General features: G+C 71.3%; 20 protein-coding genes and 1 riboswitch. Of the genes, 7 read left to right on the top strand and 13 right to left on the bottom strand.

Annotation, left to right across the window (positions count from 1 at the left end; all coding sequences use genetic code 11):
• The first annotated feature begins 24 nt into the window (after positions 1-24).
• On the top strand, positions 25-486 hold the full coding sequence (locus K3769_RS30035) for a DUF3093 domain-containing protein (RefSeq protein WP_267029386.1): 462 nt from the start codon (positions 25-27) through the stop codon (positions 484-486).
• Between the two features lie 163 nt (positions 487-649).
• Here the strand turns inward: K3769_RS30035 and K3769_RS30030 are convergent, their stop codons facing one another.
• From K3769_RS30030 to K3769_RS30015, 4 genes are all read right to left on the bottom strand, one after another.
• Entirely contained in the window at positions 650-1,546 is an 897-nt protein-coding gene (locus K3769_RS30030) for a hypothetical protein (protein ID WP_267029385.1), read from the bottom strand.
• A gap of 13 nt (positions 1,547-1,559) precedes the next feature.
• Positions 1,560-1,856, bottom strand: a complete 297-nt coding sequence (locus K3769_RS30025) for a DUF4193 domain-containing protein (protein ID WP_005481602.1) — start codon at positions 1,854-1,856, stop codon at positions 1,560-1,562.
• Positions 1,857-2,247: 391 nt separating this feature from the next.
• Positions 2,248-3,489 carry a sensor histidine kinase gene (locus K3769_RS30020; protein ID WP_267029384.1) on the bottom strand — a complete coding sequence of 414 codons (1,242 nt, stop codon included), beginning with the start codon at positions 3,487-3,489 and terminating at the stop codon, positions 2,248-2,250.
• A 7-nt stretch (positions 3,490-3,496) separates the two neighbouring features.
• Positions 3,497-4,150 (bottom strand): response regulator transcription factor, encoded by a 654-nt coding sequence (locus tag K3769_RS30015; protein ID WP_006380516.1) that lies wholly within the window; start codon positions 4,148-4,150, stop codon positions 3,497-3,499.
• Positions 4,151-4,578: 428 nt separating this feature from the next.
• Here K3769_RS30015 and K3769_RS30010 point away from each other — a divergent pair, with 428 nt between their 5' ends.
• Positions 4,579-4,752: a hypothetical protein gene (locus K3769_RS30010; RefSeq protein ID WP_169801958.1), complete on the top strand. Its 174-nt coding sequence runs from the start codon at positions 4,579-4,581 to the stop codon at positions 4,750-4,752.
• 79 nt (positions 4,753-4,831) lie between these two features.
• Here the strand turns inward: K3769_RS30010 and K3769_RS30005 are convergent, their stop codons facing one another.
• Together K3769_RS30005 and K3769_RS30000 are read right to left on the bottom strand one after the other, a co-directional pair.
• On the bottom strand, positions 4,832-5,656 hold the full coding sequence (locus K3769_RS30005; protein ID WP_267029383.1) for an inositol monophosphatase family protein: 825 nt from the start codon (positions 5,654-5,656) through the stop codon (positions 4,832-4,834).
• The gene (locus K3769_RS30000) at positions 5,653-6,780 is read right to left on the bottom strand and encodes a ferrochelatase (protein WP_267029382.1); all 1,128 of its coding nucleotides are present in this window, start codon (positions 6,778-6,780) and stop codon (positions 5,653-5,655) included. The genes K3769_RS30005 and K3769_RS30000 overlap by 4 nt, the downstream gene beginning before the upstream one ends.
• Positions 6,781-6,942: 162 nt before the next feature.
• Here K3769_RS30000 and K3769_RS29995 point away from each other — a divergent pair, with 162 nt between their 5' ends.
• From K3769_RS29995 to sepH, 3 genes are all read left to right on the top strand, one after another.
• On the top strand, positions 6,943-8,181 hold the full coding sequence (locus K3769_RS29995; RefSeq protein ID WP_267029381.1) for an MFS transporter: 1,239 nt from the start codon (positions 6,943-6,945) through the stop codon (positions 8,179-8,181).
• Positions 8,141-9,460, top strand: coding sequence for a D-arabinono-1,4-lactone oxidase (locus tag K3769_RS29990; RefSeq protein WP_267029380.1), 1,320 nt, complete (start codon positions 8,141-8,143; stop codon positions 9,458-9,460). Before K3769_RS29995 ends, K3769_RS29990 begins: the two co-directional genes overlap by 41 nt.
• A 471-nt stretch (positions 9,461-9,931) precedes the next feature.
• Positions 9,932-11,017, top strand: a complete 1,086-nt coding sequence (gene sepH, locus K3769_RS29985) for a septation protein SepH (RefSeq protein ID WP_267029379.1) — start codon at positions 9,932-9,934, stop codon at positions 11,015-11,017.
• A 109-nt stretch (positions 11,018-11,126) separates the two neighbouring features.
• Here sepH and K3769_RS29980 read toward each other — a convergent pair whose 3' ends face one another.
• A complete protein-coding gene (locus K3769_RS29980) occupies positions 11,127-11,954 on the bottom strand; it encodes a sulfurtransferase (RefSeq protein ID WP_267029378.1) in 828 nt (275 codons plus the stop codon).
• A 312-nt stretch (positions 11,955-12,266) separates the two neighbouring features.
• Here K3769_RS29980 and K3769_RS29975 point away from each other — a divergent pair, with 312 nt between their 5' ends.
• Positions 12,267-13,061 (top strand): VOC family protein, encoded by a 795-nt coding sequence (locus K3769_RS29975; RefSeq protein WP_267029377.1) that lies wholly within the window; start codon positions 12,267-12,269, stop codon positions 13,059-13,061.
• A 9-nt stretch (positions 13,062-13,070) separates the two neighbouring features.
• On the opposite strand, the gene K3769_RS29970 is transcribed toward K3769_RS29975, so the two are convergent.
• From K3769_RS29970 to K3769_RS29955, 4 genes are all read right to left on the bottom strand, one after another.
• On the bottom strand, positions 13,071-13,727 hold the full coding sequence (locus K3769_RS29970) for a thymidine kinase (protein ID WP_267029376.1): 657 nt from the start codon (positions 13,725-13,727) through the stop codon (positions 13,071-13,073).
• Positions 13,728-13,807: 80 nt separating this feature from the next.
• The gene (locus tag K3769_RS29965; RefSeq protein ID WP_267029375.1) at positions 13,808-14,995 is read right to left on the bottom strand and encodes an alkaline phosphatase family protein; all 1,188 of its coding nucleotides are present in this window, start codon (positions 14,993-14,995) and stop codon (positions 13,808-13,810) included.
• Entirely contained in the window at positions 14,995-15,582 is a 588-nt protein-coding gene (locus tag K3769_RS29960; protein ID WP_267029374.1) for a DUF5998 family protein, read from the bottom strand. The genes K3769_RS29965 and K3769_RS29960 overlap by 1 nt, the downstream gene beginning before the upstream one ends.
• A gap of 41 nt (positions 15,583-15,623) precedes the next feature.
• The gene (locus K3769_RS29955) at positions 15,624-18,590 is read right to left on the bottom strand and encodes a bifunctional acetate--CoA ligase family protein/GNAT family N-acetyltransferase (protein WP_267029373.1); all 2,967 of its coding nucleotides are present in this window, start codon (positions 18,588-18,590) and stop codon (positions 15,624-15,626) included.
• 173 nt (positions 18,591-18,763) lie between these two features.
• Here K3769_RS29955 and K3769_RS29950 point away from each other — a divergent pair, with 173 nt between their 5' ends.
• The gene (locus K3769_RS29950) at positions 18,764-19,045 is read left to right on the top strand and encodes an HPr family phosphocarrier protein (RefSeq protein ID WP_107021509.1); all 282 of its coding nucleotides are present in this window, start codon (positions 18,764-18,766) and stop codon (positions 19,043-19,045) included.
• A 339-nt stretch (positions 19,046-19,384) separates the two neighbouring features.
• Here the strand turns inward: K3769_RS29950 and K3769_RS29945 are convergent, their stop codons facing one another.
• Positions 19,385-20,077 carry a GntR family transcriptional regulator gene (locus K3769_RS29945; protein ID WP_267029372.1) on the bottom strand — a complete coding sequence of 231 codons (693 nt, stop codon included), beginning with the start codon at positions 20,075-20,077 and terminating at the stop codon, positions 19,385-19,387.
• A 254-nt stretch (positions 20,078-20,331) separates the two neighbouring features.
• On the bottom strand, positions 20,332-21,105 hold the full coding sequence (locus tag K3769_RS29940) for a M23 family metallopeptidase (RefSeq protein ID WP_267029371.1): 774 nt from the start codon (positions 21,103-21,105) through the stop codon (positions 20,332-20,334).
• Positions 21,106-21,118: 13 nt separating this feature from the next.
• Positions 21,119-21,273, bottom strand: a riboswitch (cyclic di-AMP (ydaO/yuaA leader).
• Positions 21,274-21,553 lie beyond the last annotated feature (280 nt).

The raw sequence follows: 21,553 nt of genomic DNA, 5'->3' as shown, positions 1-21,553 counted from the left end.
ACGCACCGTGGCAGGCTTGCCGGTATGCAGCCCTCCGCCTCACCGTACGAAGAACGTCTGACCGCGCCCCGATCCTGGTGGTTCGTCTGCCTGCTGGTGGGCCTGTCGATGGCGCTGATCCTGCTCCCCTTCGGGACGCTGCCCCTGCTGGGCGGCCTGGTCGGCGGCACGGCGGTGTCGGCGGTGGTCGCCAGTTCGTACGGCTCCGCGCGGATCCGTGTGGTGGGCGGCGCCCTGATCGCGGGGGACGCCAGGATCCCGGTCTCCGCGCTGGGCGAGGCGCACGTCCTCGACCCGGAGGAGGCCCGCGCCTGGCGGTCGTTCAAGGCCGACGCGCGCGCCCACATGCTGCTGCGCGCGTACGTTCCCACGGCTCTGCGCGTGGACATCACCGACCCGGCGGACCCGACTCCCTACGTCTATCTGTCGACCCGCGACCCGGAGCGCCTGGCGGCGGCCCTGGAGGCCGCGCGCACGAGCGCTTAGACGGGCGGCGGCCGGTCGGAACCCGGGGCAAGGACCCGCGTTCGAACCCAGACCCGAACAACTTTCCGTACGTGTATTCGTACGGAAACTTTTCCTTTACGGGGTCAGAACTTTGCCGGCGGGTGGAGGGCGGGGGCGGGGGCGGCCGGTGGTCCCTCCGGGATCAGCGGCCCAGCTCTCCGCGGAGGTCGCCCATGCTCAGCGGGTCGGCCGGCTCCTCCAGGGGCGGCAGCGCCGGAAGGGCGTCCCAGGGGACCTGCACCTTGCGGAGGTCCTTGCGGACCCGGTCCGCGAGCTTTCTCGTGTCACGGCGGTTCATGAGCGCCCCGACGGCCGCGCCCACCATGAAGGGCATGAGGTTCGGCAGGTTGCGGACCGTGCGCTTCATGATCTGCTGGCGCAGCTCGCGCTTCATCTGGCCCCCGAGGGCCGCATTGAGCGTCGACGGCTTGGTCACGTCGATGCCGCGCTCCTCGGACCACGAGTTCAGATACGTGGTGGAGCGCTCTTTCAGGTTGCCGGGCGGTCGCAGGCCGTAGACCTCGTACAGCTCGGCGATCAGCTTCAGTTCGATCGCGGCGACGCCGGTGACCTCGGCGGCCAGTTCCGTGGGCATCGCCAGAGGCACGGGCATCATCGCGGCGGCGCCGACGCCCGCGCCCACGGTGGACGTGGCGTTGCACGCGCCCGCGACGAGCTTGTCCGCGAGCTGTTCGGGCCCGAGGCCCGGAAACTGCCTCCGGAGTGCGGCGAGGTCCCGTACGGGGATCCGCGGGGCGATCTCGATGATGCGGTCGGTGACGTACGCCAGGGCCGCTCTGGCCCGGCTGCCGCCTCTGCGGACGCCTTCCGCGACCCCGTGGCCGACGGCCGCCGCCCGGCGTCTGGTGACAGGCGCCTTGGTCATCAGCACCTCCAGGGCGCCGGAGGCGCCTGTCGTGTCCACTGCTTCGAGCGAGGCCGGGTGGCCCCGCTCGTCGTCGTGCAAGCCGTCCTGGGACGGACCGGCCGCTCCCCGGTCACGGAAGCGGCGCTTCCAGGGCGGGGTCGAGCCTGTCACGGCCGACCCTGCCTCAGTCGCAGTCGCGGCAGATCGGCTGACCGTTCTTCTCGCGGGCCAGCTGACTGCGGTGGTGGACCAGGAAGCAGCTCATGCAGGTGAACTCGTCCTGCTGCTTCGGCAGGACCCGGACGGCCAATTCCTCGTTCGAAAGGTCCGCTCCGGGCAGTTCCAGGCCTTCGGCCGCCTCGAACTCGTCCACGTCGACCGCTGAAGTCGACTTGTCGTTCCGGCGAGCCTTGAGTTCTTCAAGGCTGTCCGAGTCGACGTCGTCGTCGGTCTTGCGTGGGGTGTCGTAATCCGTTGCCATGTCGCTCTCCCCCTCTGGGTGTCTGCGGTGTCTCAGCGCAGGTAACGCGTGAGAGGCCGGACTTGTGCCCGACCTGAGGCGGAGATTTTGCCTCACATCAAGGTCTGTTACTCAATCGACACCCAACCGGACTCCTGAGGAGTGATCGGCTTGGATGGCGAAGCGGACCGTACACGGTCCGAATGCCGCACTTCAAAGGCGTCTCACCGTGTACTTCCCGTGATCTCGACCCCCGAAAACCCGGATTTTCCCGGCTTTACGACAGCCTTGTCGATCACGGAGGGTAGATGACCGGAAAGAGGCCCTGTGATCGATCACACACGAGCGTGCCTTTACTCCGCTCGGGAAATTCCGCGCAAAGCGAACACCCTCGCGTGTCGGCGACATGGTCTCAGATAGGTAGGGCGACGCGCATCACCAGGCCACCCCCCTCGCGTGGTTCCGCGAAGATGTGGCCGCCGTGGGCGCGGGCCACCGACCTGGCGATCGACAGCCCCAGACCCACACCCTTGTCACTTCCCGTCCGCTCGGTGCGCAGTCGCCGGAACGGCTCGAAAAGATTGTCGACCTCGTACGCGGGGACCACGGGTCCGGTGTTGGACACAGTGAGGACCGCCTGCCCGTGCTGTACGCGCGTGACGACCTCGACCCAGCCGTCCTCCGCCACGTTGTAGCGCACGGCGTTCTGGACGAGGTTCAGGGCGATCCGCTCCAGGAGGACGCCGTTGCCCTGGACGACCGCGGCGGCCCGCTCCCCGCGGACCTCCACACCCTTCGCCTCCGCCTCGCCGCGTACCTGGTCTATGGCCTGCGAGGCGACCTCGGCGAGGTCGACCGGCTTGCGCTCGACGATCTGGTTGTCGCTGCGGGCGAGCAGCAGCAGCCCCTCGACGAGCTGCTCGCTGCGCTCGTTGGTGGCCAGCAGCGTCTTGCCCAGCTGCTGCAGTTCCATGGGGGCGCCCGGATCGGACAGGTGCACCTCCAGGAGCGTGCGGTTGATCGCCAGGGGCGTCCGCAGCTCGTGCGAGGCGTTGCCGACGAACCGCTGCTGGGCCGTGAAGGCCCGCTGCAGCCGCTCCAGCATGTCGTCGAAGGTGTCCGCCAGCTCCTTGAGCTCGTCGTCCGGGCCGTCCAGCTCGATCCGCCGGGACAGGTCCGAGCCCGCCACCGCGCGCGCGGTGCGGGTGATGCGGCCCAGCGGGGAGAGCACCCGCCCGGCCATCGCGTACCCGAAGGCGAAGGCGATCACGGCGAGACCGAGGAGAGCCATCAGGGAGCGGCTGAGCAGTCCGTCCAGGGCGTGCTGCCGCTGGACGGCGGTGCACTCCTTGAGCATGGAGTTCAGCTCTTGGTTGTTGCCCGCCCCGCTCAGCTGCGGGCAGGTGGCACTGGTGAGTTCGAGGTTGCTGCCGGTCACCTGGAAGTCGACCCCGCTGCCCTCGTGGAGGGCCTGGGCGGCCAGCAGGTAGATGATCGACAGCAGCAGGATCCCGGCGATCAGGAACATCCCGCCGTACAGCAGCGTGAGCCGTATGCGGATGGTCGGGCGCAGCCAGGGGAACGGGGGTTCCGGCTTCCTCGGGTCCCAGGTGGGCTTCGGGGGCGCTTTGGGAGGCGCGGGGGTGGTGGTCATCGGGGGGTCAGATCCGGTAGCCGGAGCCGGGCACGGTGACGATGACCGGCGGCTCGCCGAGCTTGCGGCGCAGGGTCATCACCGTGACCCGCACGACGTTGGTGAACGGGTCGGTGTTCTCGTCCCAGGCCTTCTCCAGGAGCTGCTCGGCGGAGACGACCGCGCCCTCGCTGCGCAGCAGGACCTCCAGCACGGCGAACTCCTTGGGCGCGAGCTGGACCTCCTTGCCGTCGCGGAAGACCTCGCGCCGGTTCGGGTCGAGCTTGATACCGGCGCGCTCCAGGACGGGCGGCAGCGGCAGGCTCGTACGCCGGCCGAGCGCACGCACGCGTGCCGTCAGCTCGCTGAACGCGAAGGGCTTGGGGAGGTAGTCGTCGGCGCCGATCTCCAGGCCCTCCACCCGGTCGCTGACGTCTCCGGAGGCCGTGAGCATCAGCACGCGGGTCGGCATGCCGAGCTCGACGATCTTCCGGCAGACGTCGTCGCCGTGCACCAGCGGAAGGTCACGGTCGAGGACGACCACGTCGTAGTCGTTGACGCCGATGCGCTCCAGGGCGGCCGCGCCGTCGTACACGACGTCGACGGCCATGGCCTCCCGGCGCAGTCCGGTGGCCACCGCATCGGCGAGCAGCTGCTCGTCCTCGACGACGAGTACGCGCACGTCGCTTGTCCTTCCTGATGTCCGTCCGCGCGGCGATTTCTGGGCGCGCACGGGCGGGGTCCGATGGGGTCCTCCCGTTCGAACGCAGCCGAGAGCGGGGAGGGTGGGACTCCATCCTGCCCTTTTCGGCCATAAGTCGGCTGTAAGACGGGTTCGGAGGGTGGGGAATGCCAGATTTTCTCGGGAGGTTGAGGTTTCCGTCGAAGGGAGCAGGGGGAGGACGGCTTTACACCCCGCGATCACGCTCTGCTTGTGCCGCACCACCCGGCGGTACGTCATGGTCCGCTTCCGCAGGGCGGGCGTGGGTGTCCGGCACTGACGCCGCCCGGCTGGGCAGCGCCGGGCATCCCTGGAGACGTGATCGCCCCTTCCGACCGGCACACCCCCGTGCCACCACCGACCCACGACCCAGGACGAGGGGGCGCAGCATGGACGCATTCACCGCAGGACTTCTGCAGCGCATAAGGGCGACCGAGTCCGACCTGACGATGGCTCGCGAGACCGGCGACGACTTCCTCGCGGAGGTCGAGCAGGCGGAGCTCGACGACCTGCACCGCCTTGCCGCGGAGCACGGTGTGCAGGTCGGCGTGTCACACGTCTGACCCAGTTCGTGACAGGAGCGGGGCCCCGGCAGATCCAGCCCGGGGCCCCGCTCAGTCGTCCGTCACGCGGAATCGGGTGTCAGTCGTGCCAGGCGCCCAGTTCGTCGAGCCGGGACTGGAGGGTCTCGAAGAGGCCGGGCGGGGCCGCGACGGTCAGCTCGGGCGACAGGGGCTCTCCGGGGCGTCCGCCGGTCAGCGCGCCCGCCTCCCGGGCGATCAGATCGCCCGCCGCGTAGTCCCAGGGGTTGAGTCCCCTCTCGTAGTACGCGTCCAGGCGGCCCGTCGCCACGTCGCACAGGTCGATCGCCGCCGAACCGCCGCGGCGGATGTCGCGGACCTGGGCGATCAGCCGGCCGACCACCTCGGCCTGCCGGGTCCTGCGGTCGGCGAGATAGCCGAAGCCGGTGCCGACGAGGGCCAGCCCGAGGTCGGGAGCGGGCCGCACGCGCGCGGGGCGGTCGCCGACGAAGGCGCCGCCGCCCAGGACGGCCCGGTAGGTCTCCGCGCGCATCGGGGCGTGCACGACCCCCACGAGCGTCTCGCCGTCCTTGCGGGCCGCGATGGACACGGCCCAACTGGGCAGCCCGTACAGATAGTTGACCGTCCCGTCGATCGGGTCGATCACCCACTGGACGCCGCTGCTGCCCTTGATGTCGGCGCCCTCCTCCCCCAGTACGCCGTCGTCCGGCCGGGCCTCCGCGAGCAGACCGGTGATCAGCTTCTCGGAGGCGATGTCCATCTCGGTGACGACGTCGACGGCGCTGGACTTGGTCGCCGCCACGCCGAGGTCCTCGGGGCGGCCGTCCCGCAGGAAGGCGCCCGCGCGGTGGGCCGCGTCGAGCGCGATCTCCAGCAGTTCGGCCTTCAGCTCGTCGTTCGCTGTGGCGGTCACGGGGCTCCTCATACGTACGGGCTGTCGGCGCCCGCGGCGGCGGGCTTGGGGACGCGGGCCGGACAGCAGCCCGCGGGGCAGAGGTCGTGGCTGGGGCCGAGGGCGCCGAGCGCGCAGGGCGAAACGTCTCTGCCGTTCTCTGTGGCGGCCCGTTCCACGACGAGGTCGCGGATCGCGGCGGTGAACCGCGGGTCGGCGCCCACGGTGGCCGAGCGGCGCACCGGCAGCCCCAGTTCGGCGGCCTTGGCCGTGGCCTCCGTGTCGAGGTCGTACAGGACCTCCATGTGGTCCGAGACGAATCCGATCGGCGCCATGACGACCGCGGGGACGCCGGCGGTGTGCAGCTCCTCCAGGTGGTCGCAGATGTCCGGTTCGAGCCAGGGGATGTGCGGGGCTCCCGAGCGCGACTGGTAGACGAGCTGCCAGGGGTGCTCGGTGCCGGTCCGCTCGCGCACCGCGTCGGCGACGAGCCGGGCGACGTCCAGGTGCTGCCGTACGTACGCGCCGCCGTCGCCGTGGCCCTCCACCGGTCCCGAGGTGTTCGCCGCGGAGGTCGGGATGGAGTGCGTCGTGAAGGCGATGTGCGCGCTCGCGCGGACCTCCTCGGGAAGCTCGGCGAGGGACTTCAGGACGCCCTCGGCCATCGGCTCGACGAAGCCCGGGTGGTTGAAGTAGTGGCGGAGCTTGTCGATCCGCGGCAGCTCCAGACCCTCCCCCGCCAGGGTCGCCAGGGCCCCGGCCAGATCCTCGCGGTACTGCCGGCAGCCGGAGTACGAGGCGTACGCGCTCGTTGCCAGCACCAGGATGCGGCGGCGGCCGTCGGCGACCATCTCGCGCAGCGTGTCGGTCAGGTACGGGCCCCAGTTGCGGTTGCCCCAGTAGACGGGCAGGTCCAGGGCGTGCTCCGCGAAGTCCTTGCGCAGGGCGTCCAGCAGGGCGCGGTTCTGGTCGTTGATCGGACTGACCCCGCCGAACAGGAAGTAGTGCTGCCCCACTTCCTTGAGGCGTTCCTTGGGGATGCCCCGGCCCCGGGTCACGTTCTCCAGGAACGGGACCACCTCGTCGGGGCCCTCGGGGCCGCCGAAGGAGAGCAGGAGCAGGGCGTCGTAGGGAGTGGCATCGAGCGCGTCTCGCATACCTCGATCCTGCCATCCGCCTCCGACAACCGGGCATCGGCGGTGGGCCGAACGGCAGGTGGCCACTCCGCCCGGAGAATCCCCCTAGGGGCGGGGGTCAGCTGACTCGTAAGCTGTATCCGTCGGATTCACGCCTTACCGGACCCTCAGCGGAGACCTCCCGTGCTCAGCCCCTACCGCGCCCTGTTCGCCGCTCCCGGCTCCAGGGGTTTCACCCTGGCGGGCCTCCTCGGCCGGATGCCGCTGTCGATGATGGGCATCGGCGTGGTCACGATGATCTCCCAGGTCACCGGACGGTACGGGCTCGCGGGCGCCCTCTCCGCGACGATCGCGCTGTCCGCGGCGGTGCTCGGGCCCCAGATCTCCCGCCTGGTGGACCGGTACGGACAGCGGCGGGTGCTGCGGCCCGCCACGCTGTCCGCGCTCGCCGCGTCCGCCGGGCTCCTGCTGACCACCCGCTTCGACGGGCCGGACTGGGTGCTGTTCCTCTGCTCGGCCGGCATCGGCTGCGTACCGAGCGTCGGCGCGATGACCAGGGCGCGCTGGGCGCTCATCTACCGGGACAGGCCCGAACTCCACACGGCGTACGCCTTCGAGTCCGTCGTCGACGAGATCTGCTTCATCTTCGGGCCGATCATCTCCATCGGGCTGTCCACCGCGTTGTTCCCGGAGGCCGGGCCGCTGCTCGCGTCCTGCTTCCTGGCGGCCGGTGTCTTCTGGCTGACGTCCCAGCGCGCCACCGAGCCCCCGGCGCATCCCGGTGCGCACCACACGGGTGGCTCGGCGCTGCGCTCGGCCGGGCTGCAGGTCCTGGTGGTCACCTTCGTGGCGACCGGTGCGATCTTCGGGGCGGTCGACGTGGTCACCGTGGCCTTCGCCGACGAGGAGGGCCACAAGGGTGCCGCGAGCCTCGTCCTGTCCGTCTACGCGGCGGGCTCCTGCCTGGCCGGGGCCGTCTTCGGGCTGCTGCGCTTCTCCGGGGCGCCCGCCCGCAGGTGGGTACTGGGCATCTGTGCCACGGCCGTGAGTATGATCCCTCTGCTACTGGTCGGAAACTTGCCGTTCCTGGCTGTGGCGCTGTTCGTTGCGGGCCTGTCCATCGCACCGACGATGATCACGACGATGGCTCTCGTCGAACTGCACGTACCACGCGCGAAACTGACCGAGGGCATGACGTGGGTGAGCACGGGGCTCCTGGTCGGGGTGGCGCTCGGTTCCTCCCTGTCCGGCTGGGTGATCGACGCAGCCGGGGCACGGGCCGGGTACGGGGTCCCGGTCGCGGCCGGGGCTGTCGCGGTCGCGGTGGGTTTCCTCGGGTATCGCCGGCTCAGCAGGCCGGTTCCGCAGCGGGGAGGAACCCATGTACAGCACAGTGAGCGGCAAGAGCGGCACCTGGCGTAACTGGGCAGGGAACGTCACCGCCCGGCCGGCCCGGGAGGTCACGCCCGCCTCCGTCGAGGAACTCTCCGCCGCCGTGCGCCGGGCCGCCGAGGACGGACTGAGAGTCAAGGCCGTCGGCACAGGCCACTCCTTCACCGCGGCGGCGGCGACCGACGGCGTATTGATCCGCCCTCAACTGTTGACCGGGATCCGCAGGATCGACCGTGACAACGGCACCGTCACGGTGGAGGCCGGCACACCGCTCAAGCGCCTCAACCTCGCCCTGGCCCGGGAGGGTCTGTCGCTCACGAACATGGGCGACATCATGGAGCAGACGGTGTCGGGCGCGACCAGCACCGGCACGCACGGCACCGGCCGCGACTCCGCCTCGATCGCCGCCCAGATCGTGGGACTTGAACTGGTGAGCGCCGACGGCTCGGTCCTCGCCTGTTCCGAGAAGGAGAACCCCGAGATCTTCGCGGCGGCCCGGATCGGGATAGGCGCCCTGGGGGTCATCACCGCGATCACCTTCTCCGTGGAGCCCCTTTTCCTCCTCTCGGCCCGCGAGGAGCCGATGAGCTTCGACGAGGTGACAGGCTCCTTCGACGAACTGTTCACGGAGAACGAGCACTTCGAGTTCTACTGGTTCCCCCACACCGGCAACTGCAACACCAAGCGCAACAACCGCAGCGTGGGCCCGGAGAAGCCGGTCGGTACCGTCCGGGGCCTGTACGAGGACGAGTTCCTCTCCAACGGCGTCTTCCAGGCGGCCAACTACGTGGGCCGTGCCGTCCCCGCCACGATCCCCTCCATCGCCCGGATCTCCAGCCGCGCCCTGTCCGCCCGCACCTACACCGACATTCCCTACAAGGTCTTCACTTCTCCCCGCCGGGTGCGTTTCACGGAGATGGAATACGCGGTTCCGCGAGCCGCCCTGGTCGAGACCTTGCGCGAACTCAAGGCCATGGTCGACCGTTCGCCTCTGCGCATCAGCTTCCCGGTGGAGGTGCGCACGGCCCCCGCGGACGACATCACCCTCTCCACCGCGTCCGGCCGGGACAGCGCGTACATCGCGGTCCACATGTTCAGGGGGACGCCCTACCAGGCGTACTTCAGCGCCGCGGAGCGGATCTTCACCGCGCACGAAGGCCGGCCCCACTGGGGCAAGGTGCACACCCGTGACGCGGAGTACTTCGCCGAGGTCTATCCGCGCTTCGGCGAGTTCACCGCGCTGCGGGACCGGCTCGACCCGGAGCGGCGCTTCGGCAACGACTACCTGCGGCGGATCCTGGGCGACTGACGGCTCCGGCCGACCACGAGCGGCGGTCGCGTCGACCGGTTGCCCGAGCACAGGACGTACGGTCGAAGCAGCTCACCCGACTTCCGGCGATCATGTGAAGAACGAGTCTCATCATGATCACGAAAATGTCACCCCCGGCGTCCAACTCCCGCCTCCGGACAGAAGTTCGGTGGCGTGCCGATCCACGCAAGTGGCCCGAATGGAGTACTGTTGCGAGCCCTGGGACCGGACGCGCGCCAGGGTGTCCGGAGCCGTACAGGACCGCCGAGAGGGGGCCCGTTGCACAGGGTGATGAGGATTGTCACTTAGCGTTGCGAATAGGTAACCGTGCCATAACGGCGAGTTCGGGCCACCGTCCGACACGCCGGGCAACTCGGCAAGGTTGTGGCAGGCTGCACCCGGGCAGGCCACACTCGACTAGCGGAAGCAGCGACGCACGTGACGTCGGCAGGCACCACCCGGGAGGTCCCCATGCCCGAACTGCGTGTCGTGGCCGTCTCCAACGACGGCACACGGCTGGTGCTGAAGGCTGCGGACAGCACGGAGTACACGCTTCCGATTGACGAGCGTCTACGCGCCGCCGTACGCGGCGACCGTCCCCGCCTCGGCCAGATCGAGATCGAGGTGGAGAGCCATCTCCGCCCCCGAGACATCCAGGCACGTATACGCGCGGGAGCGTCCGCCGAAGAAGTCGCCCAGCTCGCCGGTATCCCGGTCGACCGGGTGCGCCGCTTCGAGGGACCCGTCCTCGCCGAGCGCGCCTTCATGGCGGAGCGGGCCCGCAAGACGCCCGTCCGCCGCCCCGGTGAGACGACAGGACCCCAGCTCGGCGAGGCCGTGCAGGAGCGCCTGCTGCACCGCGGCGCCGACAAGGAGACCGTCCAGTGGGACTCCTGGCGCCGCGACGACGGCACCTGGGAGGTGCTGCTCGTCTACCGCGTGGCGAGCGAACCGCACTCCGCGAGCTGGACGTACGACCCGCCCCGGCGGCTCGTCCAGGCCGTCGACGACGAGGCGCGCTCGCTGATCGGCGAGTCCGACGACCTCGGCACCGCCGAGCCCAGCTTCCCGTTCGTCCCGCGTATCGCGCGGCTGCCCCGCGACCGTCCGCTGGACCGCTCCCTGGACCGGCAGATCGAGCGGCCGAGCCTGCCGCCGTCCTCCGAGCCGGACATCGAGGAGGGTGTCAGCGAGCGTGAGCGCGACTCGCTGACCAGCCTCCTGGAAGCGGTGCCCAGCTTCCGCGGCGACATGGTCGTGCCCGAGCGGCCCTCGGCAGGACCCGCGGCCTCGACGGCCTCGACCACCGAACTCCCCGCGACGGACGAACCGCCCGTCACCGAGCCCGAGGTGGAGGAGCCGCCGGCTCCCGCGGCCTCGGCCGGTTCCGCCTACGCGGACGTGCTGATGCCGCGCTCGGTGGCCAGCCACCGCGACCGGCTCGTCGGCGCCACCGACCGGCAGGCCGAGGCGGACGGTGTCCGTCCGGGACGCAGAGCGGCCGTACCGAGCTGGGACGAGATCGTCTTCGGGACGCGACGCAAGAAGCAGGACTAGGACGCGAGAAGCAGGACCAGGAAGTGGCGGAGGGCTCGCACCATGCCGGTGCGAGCCCTCGGTTCTTTTGTCCGCCCTTCCTTACCTGCCCGCCGACCCGCCTCTGGCGCTACTGCGGATCGGGGCCGGTCGCGACCGGCCGGCCGGCGTCCCGCGACCACTCCGACCAGGACCCCACGTACAGCGCGGCCGGGATACCCGCGACCGCCAGCGCAAGCACCTCGTGCGCGCCGGAGACGCCCGACCCGCAGTAGACACCGACCTCCGAAGACCCGTCGGCGCCCAACGACGCGAAGCGGTCGGCGAGTTCGGCGGCCGGCAGGAAGCAACCGGATTCGGCCACATTCCCGGTGGTCGGTGCCGAGACCGCGCCGGGGATGTGGCCGCCGACCGGGTCGATCGGCTCGACGTCTCCGCGATAGCGCTCGGCGGCCCGGGCGTCGAGCAGCAGACCGGCACGGGCCAGCGCCGCGGCGCCGTCGGCATCGAGCAGGGACGCCTTCCCCGGAGCGGGTACGAAGGTTCCGGCGGCCGGAGCCGCGGGGCCGCTCTCGACCGGACCGCTCCACGCGGCGAGGCCGCCGTCAAGCACACGCACCGACGGATGACCCGTCCAGCGCAACAGCCACCAGGCCCGCGCGGCGGCCCAGCCGAGCCCTCCGTCGTACACGACGACGTCACGGTTCTCGCTGACCCCGGCCGCGCGCATGGCCTCGGCGAAGACCTCCGGGTCGGGCAGCGGGTGGCGGCCCGCCGCGCCGGCGGGGCCGGCGAGCTCGGTGTCCAGGTCCACGTAAACGGCACCCGGAATGTGTGCCTCCTCGTAGGCGTGGCGCAGGTTCGGGCCGCCCAGCTGCCAGCGGACGTCCAGCACGACCGGCGGGTTCGGTCCCGTCAGGTCGCTCGCGAGTCGGGATGCGGAGATGATGGCGTTCATGGCCACCATCCTCGCGCACGGGGTGGCCACTTCGTCCAGGTCCGGCTACTGTGCTCGGCCGGGCCGCCCCGGCCACACGGAGTGCCGGAACGGGCACGCGCTGTACGGCCGGTGGACATGCGCGGGCAATCGCGGGGAAACGGATGGGCAACAGGAATGCGCGCATCCTCCCGCCGAGGGCCGTTCGGCCCTGGCGCGGCCGACCGCCGGTGGTGCGACCATCGGCACCGGAGCCGTGGTCCACGAAGGCGGTACGTGCGGTTCGACAGCGGAAGTGAAGCGGCCCCGCGAGGCGCCGAGGAGAGGGTGACGATGACCGAGGCACGGGAGTCGGCCGGCCTGGACGGTGCCGCGTACACGCCCGGCGCGCCCTGCTGGGTGAGTCTGATGGTGCACGGGATGGCGGCGACCCAGGAGTTCTACGGGGAACTGTTCGGCTGGGAGTTCCAGCCCGGTCCGCAGCAGCTGGGAGCCTATGTGCGGGCGCGGTTGGACGGGCACGAGGTGGCGGGCATCGGCCTGCTGCCGGCGGACCGCCATCTGCCGGTGGCGTGGACGCCCTACCTCGCCTCGGACGACGTGGACCTGACGGCGGAGACAGTCCGGCACTGCGGTGGCACGGTCGGCGTGGGTCCGCTGGTCGCCGACACCGCCGGCCGTCTGGCGATCGCCTCGGACCCCTCGGGCGCCGTGTTCGGCATCTGGCAGGCCGCGGCCCATCTCGGTGCGGGCATCGCCGGGGTTCCCGGGACCCCCGCGTGGAACGAACTCGTCACCCGGGAGTCCGCGGGGGTCGCCAAGTTCTACGAGACGGTCTTCGGCTACGAGGAGGAGCCCGTCGTCTCCGCCGACTCCGACTACGTCACCCTGCACCTCAAGGGCCGCCCGGTGGCCGGGATCCATGGCGTCGGCAACGCCCTGCCCAGGGACCGGGGCGCCCACTGGATGACGTACTTCGAGGTCGTCGACGTGGACGCGGCGGCGGCCCTGGTCGGCGAACTCGGCGGCCACGTCCTCAAGCGGGCCCACGACAGCCCGTACGGCCGGATCGCCGAGGTGGCGGACCTGGAGGGAGCGGTGTTCTCCCTGGTGCGGACCAGCCGCTGAAGCGGGCTTTCAGCGTCGGGCCGCGGTGTCCAGCGGGAGTACGTCCGGGGACAGGGCGCCCGCCCGCGCGGTCGCCGCGGTCATCCGCCGGCTGTGGTGCCGGCGGCACAGCACCTCGTAGCCGATGTCCTGTGACTGGTCGACGTCTCCGACGACGACCTGGGCACCCTCCACGACCATCCGGCCGCCTATCGTGCGGGCGTTGTGGGTGGCGCGGGCGCCGCACCAGCAGAGGGCCTCGACCTGGAGCACCTCGACGCGGTCGGCGAGTTCGACGAGCCGCTGCGAGCCCGGGAAGAGCTTGGAGCGGAAGTCGGTGGTGATGCCGAAGGCGAAGACGTCGATGTCCAGGTCGTCGACCACGCGCGCGAGTTGGTCGATCTGTTCGGGGGCGAGGAACTGTGCCTCGTCCGCGATGACGTAGTCCGCCCGGCCGCCCCGTGAGAGGTGCTCGACGAGGTACGCGTACATGTCCTGGTCGTCCTCGACCTCCACCGCGTCCGTGACCAGACCGAGCCGGGAGGACAGTTTGCCCTCGCCCGCGCGGTCGTCCCGGGTGAAGATCATCCCCTGCAGACCGCGGGCCGAGCGGTTGTGCTCGATCTGCAGAGCCAGCGTCGACTTCCCGCAGTCCATGGTTCCGGAGAAGAACACCAGCTCGGGCATGGGGAGTCGAGCACCTTTCAGCGGGGGTGGAGCAGCGGTCGGGGGCGGCTGGGCGGGGACGATGCGCGGCGGGCGGAGGGTCAGGAACGCACTTCCAGCAGCGGAACGTGCTGTTCCGCCGGGGTCATCGAGCCGTGGTTGCCGACCATCAGCGACTCCTTCGGCTCCCGCTCGGACGCGGTGATCAGCACGTCGTCCCGGGCGGCGGCGACCACGTCGCCGATGCGCGCGTACACCCGCTCGTCGACGTGCGGGCCGAACCAGCCCGCCGCGATCGCCTCGTCGCGCGAGGCCACCCAGAACTGTTCGCCGAGCACCTCGCGCCAGCAGGTCAGCACGTCCGACTCGGCGCCCTGGACCGCGTACACGTGCCGGGCGCGGCCCTCGCCGCCGAGGAGGACCACGCCCGCGCGCAGCTCCCAGTCCTCGTCGAAGTCGATCCGGTGGCGCTCGTCGAAGGGGATGTCGATCATGCCGTGGTCGGCCGTGACGTACAGGGCCGCGCGTGGCGGCAGTTGCTCGGCCAGGCGCTGGACCAGCCGGTCCACGTACATGAGCTGTCCGCGCCAGGCGTCGGAGTCGATGCCGAAGCGGTGTCCCTTGCCGTCCACCTCGGCGTAGTACGTGTAGACCAGCGAGCGGTCCCCCGCTGCCAGTTGCTCGGCCGCCATGTCCATGCGGTCCTCGCCGGTCAGCCGTCCGTGGAACGTGCCGCCGCTGAGCGCGATCTTGGTCAGGGGGGTGTTCTGGAAGTGCGGGGCCGACACCTGGGCCGTGTGCACACCCGCCGCGTCGGCCAGCTGGAAGACCGTGGGGTACGGCTGCCACGTGGCCGGCTTGGTCCAGGGGATCCAGCGGAGCTGGTTCATCAGCTCGCCGGTCTCCGGGTCGCGCACGGTGTAGCCGGGCAGGCCGTGCGCTCCCGGGGGCAGGCCGGTGCCGACCGAGGCGAGCGAGGTGGCGGTGGTCGCGGGATAGCCCGCCGTGATCGGCCGGCCCGTCCCGCCGCGCGAGCTGCCCAGCAGGGAGCTCATGAACGGGGCCTCGTCCGGGTGCGCCCTGAGCTGCTCCCAGCCGAGGCCGTCGATCAGGAAGACGCAGTTCCGGTCGGCCGGGCTCAGTTCACCGAGAGAAGCGGTCATGTCCGGTACGTCCATGCCCGCGGCCAGGGTGGGCAGGAGGTCCGCGAGCGAACCCGTCCCGTATTCGGGTACGGGGGCCGATTCGACGGTGAGCGGTTCCGGGTCGTCCCAGACTTGCTGGGACATCAGCGGGTGACGTCCGCGGTCGCCTCGGAGAGCGACTGCGCGAAGGCGAGCGTCTGGCGCACGGCGTCCGGCCCGTCACCGGCCTCGCTGACGCGCAGGCTCAGGTCGTCCGCCGTCGAGCTGCCGGTGTAGCCGTGGTCCGCCTCGCAGTTGGAGTCGCCGCAGGCCGCGGGCTCCAGGTCGATCCGGGCGACCGCGCCCCAGCCGATGGTGAGGACGACCTCGCGCGGCAGGGTCCCCACGACGTACTTCTCGGGGTTCGCCACGACGCGGCTGAGCACGACGGACGAGATCCGGCCGATCTTCACGGACTCCGTGGACGTCGTCGCGTACGGCGTGGGCGACGTGCTGTCCGCGGCCTGCTCGTCGGTGTGGCTCACGATGAAACGGTTACCCGTGAGAACGAGCACCGTGACGTGCCGGCGCACCTCGTTCGCGTCGAACGTCGTCTCCTGGTGGACCAGATACGACCGGATGGGCTCGCCCCCTACAGCGGCCTCCACAGCCTCGGCCACAAGGGCCGGGTAGTAGCCGCTGCGCTCGATCGCCGCTCGCAGCCCCTGGGTCGTCGTACTGGTCTTGGCCATGATGTCCATTCTACGGGGGTGTACTGACTGCGAGGCACCGCTCAGTACACGGGGAGCGTGCGTGGGCCGAGGTCGTCGCGGGCGGGCGGCGGCGCGAGCCGTACGGAGGCGCCGAGCACGCTCAGGCCGCGCGGGGCGACGACGACCGGTTCCAGGGACACGGAGACGACCTCGGGGTGGTCGTCGACAAGCCGTGACAGGCGCAGCAGCAGCTCTTCCAGGGCCGCGACGTCCGCGGGGGCCGAACCGCGCCAGCCGAAGAGGAGGGGGGCGGTCCGGATGGAGCGGACCAGGGAGGCGGCGTCGCGGTCGGTGACCGGAATCAGTCGGTGTGCGGTGTCTCCGAGCAGCTCCGAGGCCGCTCCGGCGAGCCCGAAGGAGAGCACCGCTCCGGCGGCCGGGTCGATGACCGCCCGTACGACCGTGTCGACGCCGCGCGGTGCCATGGCCTGTACCACCGGGCGCAGTTCGCCGGGCTCCCCGAAGAGGCTGGTCAATTCGGCGTACGCGCGCCGCAGTTGCTCCTCGTCCGCCAGGTCGAGGCGGACGCCGCCCAGGTCGGCGCGGTGCCGCAGGTGCGGGGCGGTGGTCTTCAGGGCAACGGGGTAGCCGAGGTTCTTCGCCGCGGCGGCGGCCTCTCCGGGGGTGGGGGCGGGCAGGGCGCGGCGGACGTCGATGCCGTACCGGGCGAGGAGTGCGCAGGTGTCGTCGGGGCCGAGGGTGAGCGCGTCCGCGACCGGGCCCGGGTCCGTCGTAGGCACGGCCGCTCCCGGCTGCGTCTGTCCCGTATCCGCGGTGGTGCCGCCCTCCCCGTCGACGAGAAGGCGGCCGATCTGTTCGGCCGCGCCCTTCTCGTCGATGTCCTCGTACTCGGGCACCCGCCCCGGATCGGCGGCCTCCTGCCGCCACTGGCCGTACTTCACCGCTTCCGCGAGCGCGCGCACGGCCCGCTCGGCGGCGGGGTAGGCGGGGATGAGGCGGGAGTCCACCTCGGCGCTTCCTGGCTCTGCGCTTCCTGCCTCTGCGTTCTCCACCTCGGGGAGGACGGCAGCGGAGCGCTGGGCGGGGCCGGCTGCCGACGCGATGCCGTCCGGCGTGGTGCCGGTCCGGGTGGTGCCGTCCGGTGTCGTGCCTCCGGCCGGGGCGGTGCTGGCCGCCGCGGACAGGGCCTCCGCGAGTCCGCCCAGCTCCACGTGCACCACGAGGACCGGTTTGGCGGGTGCCGCCGCCGAGGCCGAGCGGAGGGCCTCCGCCAGGGCGGCGTCCGCCGCGGACCGCTCGCCCACCGCCGGAATCGCCGTGACCACGACGGCGTCGCAGGCGTCGTCGGCGAGGGCGTGCGCAAGGGCGGCACGGAAGTCCTCGGCGGAGGCGCCCGTCGTCAGGTCGCGGGGCGGCAGCGGTCGCAGCCCCTGGGCGAGACACGCGTCGTACGTCAGCAGCCCGAGCGACTCGGAGTTCCCGAGGATCGCCACCCTGGGGCCCGCGGGCAGGGGCTGGCGGGCCAGCAGCAGCCCCGCGTCGACCAGCTCCGTGATCGTGTCCACCCGGATGACCCCGGCCTGCCGCAGCAGGGCGGACACCGTGGCGTGGGGCAGCCGGGTGGCCCGTACCGCGTGCCCCTGGGGCGCCGCCCCGCCGTGCCGCGCGCCCTGGACGACGACCAGCGGTTTGGCCGCGGCCGTCCGGCGGGCGAGGCGGGTGAACTTCCGCGGGTTGCCGATCGATTCGAGGTACATGAGGGCGACATCGGTGTCCGGGTCGTCGTACCAGTACTGAAGGACGTCGTTGCCGGACACGTCCGCGCGGTTGCCGGAGGAGACGAACGTCGACACGCCCGTCACCCCCGTGACACCGCCGCCGCGCCGGTGCAGCCGGGACAGCAGCGCGATCCCGATGGCCCCGGACTGGGCGAACAGGCCGATGCGTCCGGTGCGCGGCATCTGGGGCGCGAGCGAGGCGTTGAGCCGGGTCCGCGGGGAGGTGTTGATGACTCCGAAGGCGTTCGGCCCGATCAGCCGCATTCCGTACGTACGCGCCTGGCGTACGAGCTCGCGCTGGCGCTCCCGGCCCTCGGGGCCGCTCTCGGCGTACCCCGCGGAGACCACGACGAGCCCCTGCACCCCGTGCTCGCCGCACTCCGCGACCGCTTCCGGGACCCGTCCGGCCGGGACGGCGATCACCGCGAGGTCGACGGGCTCGCCGATGTCGCGCATGGAGCGGTGGGCCGGGACCCCGGCCAACTCCTTCTCCAGAAGTGCTCCGTTCACCGCGTACAGACGTCCGGTGAAGCCCGCGTCGCGCAGGTTCTCCAGGATGCTGCGGCCCACTCCCCCGGGTGCGCGGCCCGCTCCGACGACGGCGACCGAACCGGGTGCCAGGAGCCGGGCCACGGAACGCGCCTCCGCCCGCTGCTCCCGCGCGCGCTGCACGGCAAGCGAGCGGTCGGTGGGCTCCAGGTCGAACTCCAGGCGTACGACGCCGTCCTCGAAGCTGCGCTTCTGCTGGTACCCGGCGTCCGTGAACACCTTGATCATCTTGGTGTTGGCGGGCAGCACCTCGGCGGCGAAGCGGCGGATGCCGCGCTCACGGGCGACGGCCGCGACATGTTCGAGCAGGGCGGAGGCCACGCCCCGGCCCTGATGGGCGTCCTGGACGAGGAAGGCGACCTCCGCCTCGTCCGCGGGGGCGGAGGCGGGCCGGCCGTCCGCGGCGATGCGGTCGTACCGTACGGTGGCGATGAATTCACCGCCGACGGTCGCCGCGAGTCCGACCCGGTCCACGAAGTCGTGGTGGGTGAAGCGGTGCACGTCCTTGGCGGACAGCCGCGGGTACGGCGCGAAGAAGCGGTAGTACTTCGACTCGGCGGACACCTGCTCGTAGAAGCTGACGAGGCGGTCGGCGTCGTCGGCCGCGATGGGCCGGATGCGCGCGGTGCCGCCGTCGCGCAGCACGACGTCGGCCTCCCAGTGAGCGGGGTACTCGTGCCGGTCCGGCGGGGTCTGCATGGGGCCCAGACTACGACTCGGGTCCGACAACGGCGGGTTCGCGTCCGGCGGAGACCCGGGGCAGTCTTGGGGTCCCGGGCCGGTCGGGGTCCGTACCTGCGCGAGGCACGCCTCACCGTTCACCGTATGGAAGACTGGTCTAGACAACCTTGACACCTGAAGGGCAGCATCACATGGCTGAGCGCCGCGTCAACGTCGGCTGGGCCGAGGGCCTGCACGCCCGTCCCGCCTCCATCTTCGTCCGGGCGGCCACGGCCACCGGCGTCCCTGTGACGATCGCCAAGGCCGACGGCAACCCCGTCAACGCCGCGTCCATGCTCGCGGTCCTCGGCCTGGGCGCCCAGGGCGGCGAGGAGATCGTCCTGGCCTCCGACGCCGAGGGCGCGGACGCCGCGCTCGACCGTCTGGCGAAGCTGGTCGCCGAAGGGCTCGACGAGCTCCCCGAGACGGTCTGACCTTCGGGCCCCTCGGGCCCCTCGACCCTCTTCGGGTCTCCCGGATCCCGTAGGACCCCATCGGTCCCGTCGGATCCCGATACGGCGGAGCCGCGTCACCCACACCCCGGGCGACGCGGCTCCGCCGTTCGTGCGGACCGGAACGTACGTACCCGTGCGGACCGGAACGTGCGGGACCGGGGGCCGTTCTTTTCCGGTGCGTGACGCTCGGCGTATCGATTTCCGCACCCGTTTGTGCGCGACCGGAAACGGCGCGCTCGACAATTCCGGGCACGCGGAAGAAAAGGGCACCTGAAATAGGACCCCGCCGAATATCCCTCTTTGTATACGGTGCTTCTGTTAATGCCGCAGGCCCGCCGTGTTTACGGGATGTTGCGAAGTCCTCACACGCTCGACGCGGTCCCCGCCGGGAAACCGCAGCCGGTGCGCGGACGTCGCCCGCTCCGCGTGCAGCGCCGTGATCGCCCTGGCCCGGTCGCTGTCACCGCGGGCCACGGCGTCCACGATGGCTCCGTGCTCGGTCCAGGACTCGGCGGGGTGCGTGGGCGCCTCGACCGAGTACATCCAGGCGATCTTGTGCCGCAGCTGGCCGAGGGTCGAGGTCAGCGCGGGGCTCCCCGAGGACTGCGCGAGCGTCTCGTGGAACCAGGCGCCGAGCGAGCGCAGATCCTCGCTGTTGCCCCGCCTGGCCCGCTCCTGGCCGAGCCTGACCAGGCCGCGCAGCACCTTGAGGTGCGCCTCGGTGCGTCGCTGGGCGGCCCGGGCGGCGCCCAGCGGCTCCAGCAGCACGCGCATCTCCAGGAGGTCGGCGGCCTCCTGCTCCGTGGGTTCCGCGACGCACGCGCCCGCGTGCCGGCGGGTGACCACGAAGCCCTCCGCCTCCAGGGTGCGCAGCGCCTCGCGGACGGGGACCCGCGAGACGCCGTAGCGGCGCGCGAGCAGTTCTTCGGTGAGCCGGCTGCCGCGCTCGTAGACACCCGCGACGATGTCGTCCCGGATCGCCGTGCATACCGAGCGCGCGGGAATACGCATGACCGGACCTCCGCCTTAATCCCCGCGAAACGCGGTCGATTGACGCTTGTTCGGTGACTCTATTGCAGAGAACGGGAAATTCCGAAGGCAGGCGGGAATCCATGGATATTTTTTGGACACACCATGCTTCTGAACAGGCAGTCGTCCGGTGCGGAAGTGACCGAAAGCGGCACGGACGCACGAAGGCCCCGGCTCGGTGAGCCGGGGCCTTCGACGGAGGTGCGCCGCGGAGGCGTACGGGGGGCGCCGTGCGGTCAGACGTTCACGCCGTGCCCGCGCAGGTACGCGATCGGGTCCATGTCGGATCCGTACTCGGCGGTCGTCCGCGCCTCGAAGTGCAGGTGCGCCCCCGTGACGTTGCCGGTCGCCCCGGAGAGGGCTATCTGCTGCCCCGGAGTGACCGTCTGGCCGACCGAGACACCGATGGACGAGAGGTGCCCGTACTGGGTGTACGTGCCGTCAACCATCTTGATGACGACTTGATTGCCGTAGGAGCCGCCCCAGCCGGCCTCCACGACGGTGCCGGAGCCCACCGCGTGCACGGCGGTGCCGCTGGCGGCGTGGAAGTCGATCCCGGTATGGCTGCCGGAGGACCAGATGCCGCCACCGGCCTGGTAGGACGTGGAGACGTACGAGCCGGTGATCGGCGCGGTGTAGGCGTTGAGGCGCTTGCGCTCGGCCTCGCGGGCCGCACGGGCCTTGGCCTCGCGCTCCTTCTCGGCCTTCTCACGGGCCTCCTCCGCGCGCTTCTCCGCGGCGGCCTCGGCCTTCTCGCGGGCGGCGGCCTGCTCGGCGGCCTGACGCTGGGCCATGGCCTGGGCGTCGACCTCGTGGGCGACCGTGTCGCCCATGGTGACTGCCTTCAGGGGGCCCGTCTGCTCGATCTCGCTCTCCGCGGCGAACGCCGGGGCGGCCAGCGTGCCCACGACGCCGGTGGTGGCCAGGGCGGCGACGCCGACGGTCCTGCGGGTGGTGCGCGTCATGCGGCTGGGAAGACGGTGCTTCCCCGTGGCGCGGGTGAACGCCATGAAGTGGCTGGTCCTTTCCTTCCTTCTCGCCTACCGGGTTAGCTGACGGGTTCGGAGCAGGAAGGTCTCCTACGGACCCCCTTCGGGAAGGGCGTCCGATTCACCCCAGGGACCTGGGTCCCCGGCTCCCCTGGCTCGCGCCATGCGGGGACTCGGCGATGACTGTCCGGTGCCGCGGACGCGGCGCAGTGCCTGACGGACAGCCGGACCGACGCTAAGCGGCGCCTCTTTCATTCGACAAACGGATCACCATTTTTGTAGCGCACGCCACAGGGCAGACGGGCAACTTCCCTGCAATACGGACAAACCATGGACATAACCATGGACATAGGAGTAGGGGGACAGGAAAGGGCCCGGGCGACGCGTTCCGTCACCCGGGCCCCGGCCGGTGCGGGTCCTGCCCGATCGCGGGCTCTGCCCGATCGCAGGTCCTGTCCCGTCGCAGGCC

This window comes from Streptomyces ortus (genome assembly GCF_026341275.1).
In the GTDB taxonomy this organism is placed as follows: Bacteria; Actinomycetota; Actinomycetes; order Streptomycetales; family Streptomycetaceae; genus Streptomyces; species Streptomyces ortus.
Note: the sequence above shows the minus strand (reverse complement) of the source record. Positions and strands in the feature narration are given on the sequence as shown.

Coding starts and splice junctions, on each gene's coding strand:
- K3769_RS30035 (WP_267029386.1), top strand. CDS start 25: ATGCAGCCCTCCGCCTCACCGTACGAAGAACGTCTGACCGCGCCCCGA.
- K3769_RS30020 (WP_267029384.1), bottom strand. CDS start 3,489: ATGACCACCACCCCCGCGCCTCCCAAAGCGCCCCCGAAGCCCACCTGG.
- K3769_RS30010 (WP_169801958.1), top strand. CDS start 4,579: ATGGACGCATTCACCGCAGGACTTCTGCAGCGCATAAGGGCGACCGAG.
- K3769_RS29970 (WP_267029376.1), bottom strand. CDS start 13,727: ATGCCCGAGCTGGTGTTCTTCTCCGGAACCATGGACTGCGGGAAGTCG.
- K3769_RS30005 (WP_267029383.1), bottom strand. CDS start 5,656: ATGAGGAGCCCCGTGACCGCCACAGCGAACGACGAGCTGAAGGCCGAA.
- K3769_RS29940 (WP_267029371.1), bottom strand. CDS start 21,105: ATGGCGTTCACCCGCGCCACGGGGAAGCACCGTCTTCCCAGCCGCATG.
- K3769_RS29955 (WP_267029373.1), bottom strand. CDS start 18,590: ATGCAGACCCCGCCGGACCGGCACGAGTACCCCGCTCACTGGGAGGCC.
- K3769_RS30000 (WP_267029382.1), bottom strand. CDS start 6,780: ATGCGAGACGCGCTCGATGCCACTCCCTACGACGCCCTGCTCCTGCTC.
- K3769_RS29945 (WP_267029372.1), bottom strand. CDS start 20,077: ATGCGTATTCCCGCGCGCTCGGTATGCACGGCGATCCGGGACGACATC.
- K3769_RS29960 (WP_267029374.1), bottom strand. CDS start 15,582: ATGGCCAAGACCAGTACGACGACCCAGGGGCTGCGAGCGGCGATCGAG.
- K3769_RS29990 (WP_267029380.1), top strand. CDS start 8,141: ATGTACAGCACAGTGAGCGGCAAGAGCGGCACCTGGCGTAACTGGGCA.
- K3769_RS29965 (WP_267029375.1), bottom strand. CDS start 14,995: ATGTCCCAGCAAGTCTGGGACGACCCGGAACCGCTCACCGTCGAATCG.
- K3769_RS29975 (WP_267029377.1), top strand. CDS start 12,267: ATGACCGAGGCACGGGAGTCGGCCGGCCTGGACGGTGCCGCGTACACG.
- K3769_RS30025 (WP_005481602.1), bottom strand. CDS start 1,856: ATGGCAACGGATTACGACACCCCACGCAAGACCGACGACGACGTCGAC.
- sepH (WP_267029379.1), top strand. CDS start 9,932: ATGCCCGAACTGCGTGTCGTGGCCGTCTCCAACGACGGCACACGGCTG.
- K3769_RS29980 (WP_267029378.1), bottom strand. CDS start 11,954: ATGAACGCCATCATCTCCGCATCCCGACTCGCGAGCGACCTGACGGGA.
- K3769_RS29950 (WP_107021509.1), top strand. CDS start 18,764: ATGGCTGAGCGCCGCGTCAACGTCGGCTGGGCCGAGGGCCTGCACGCC.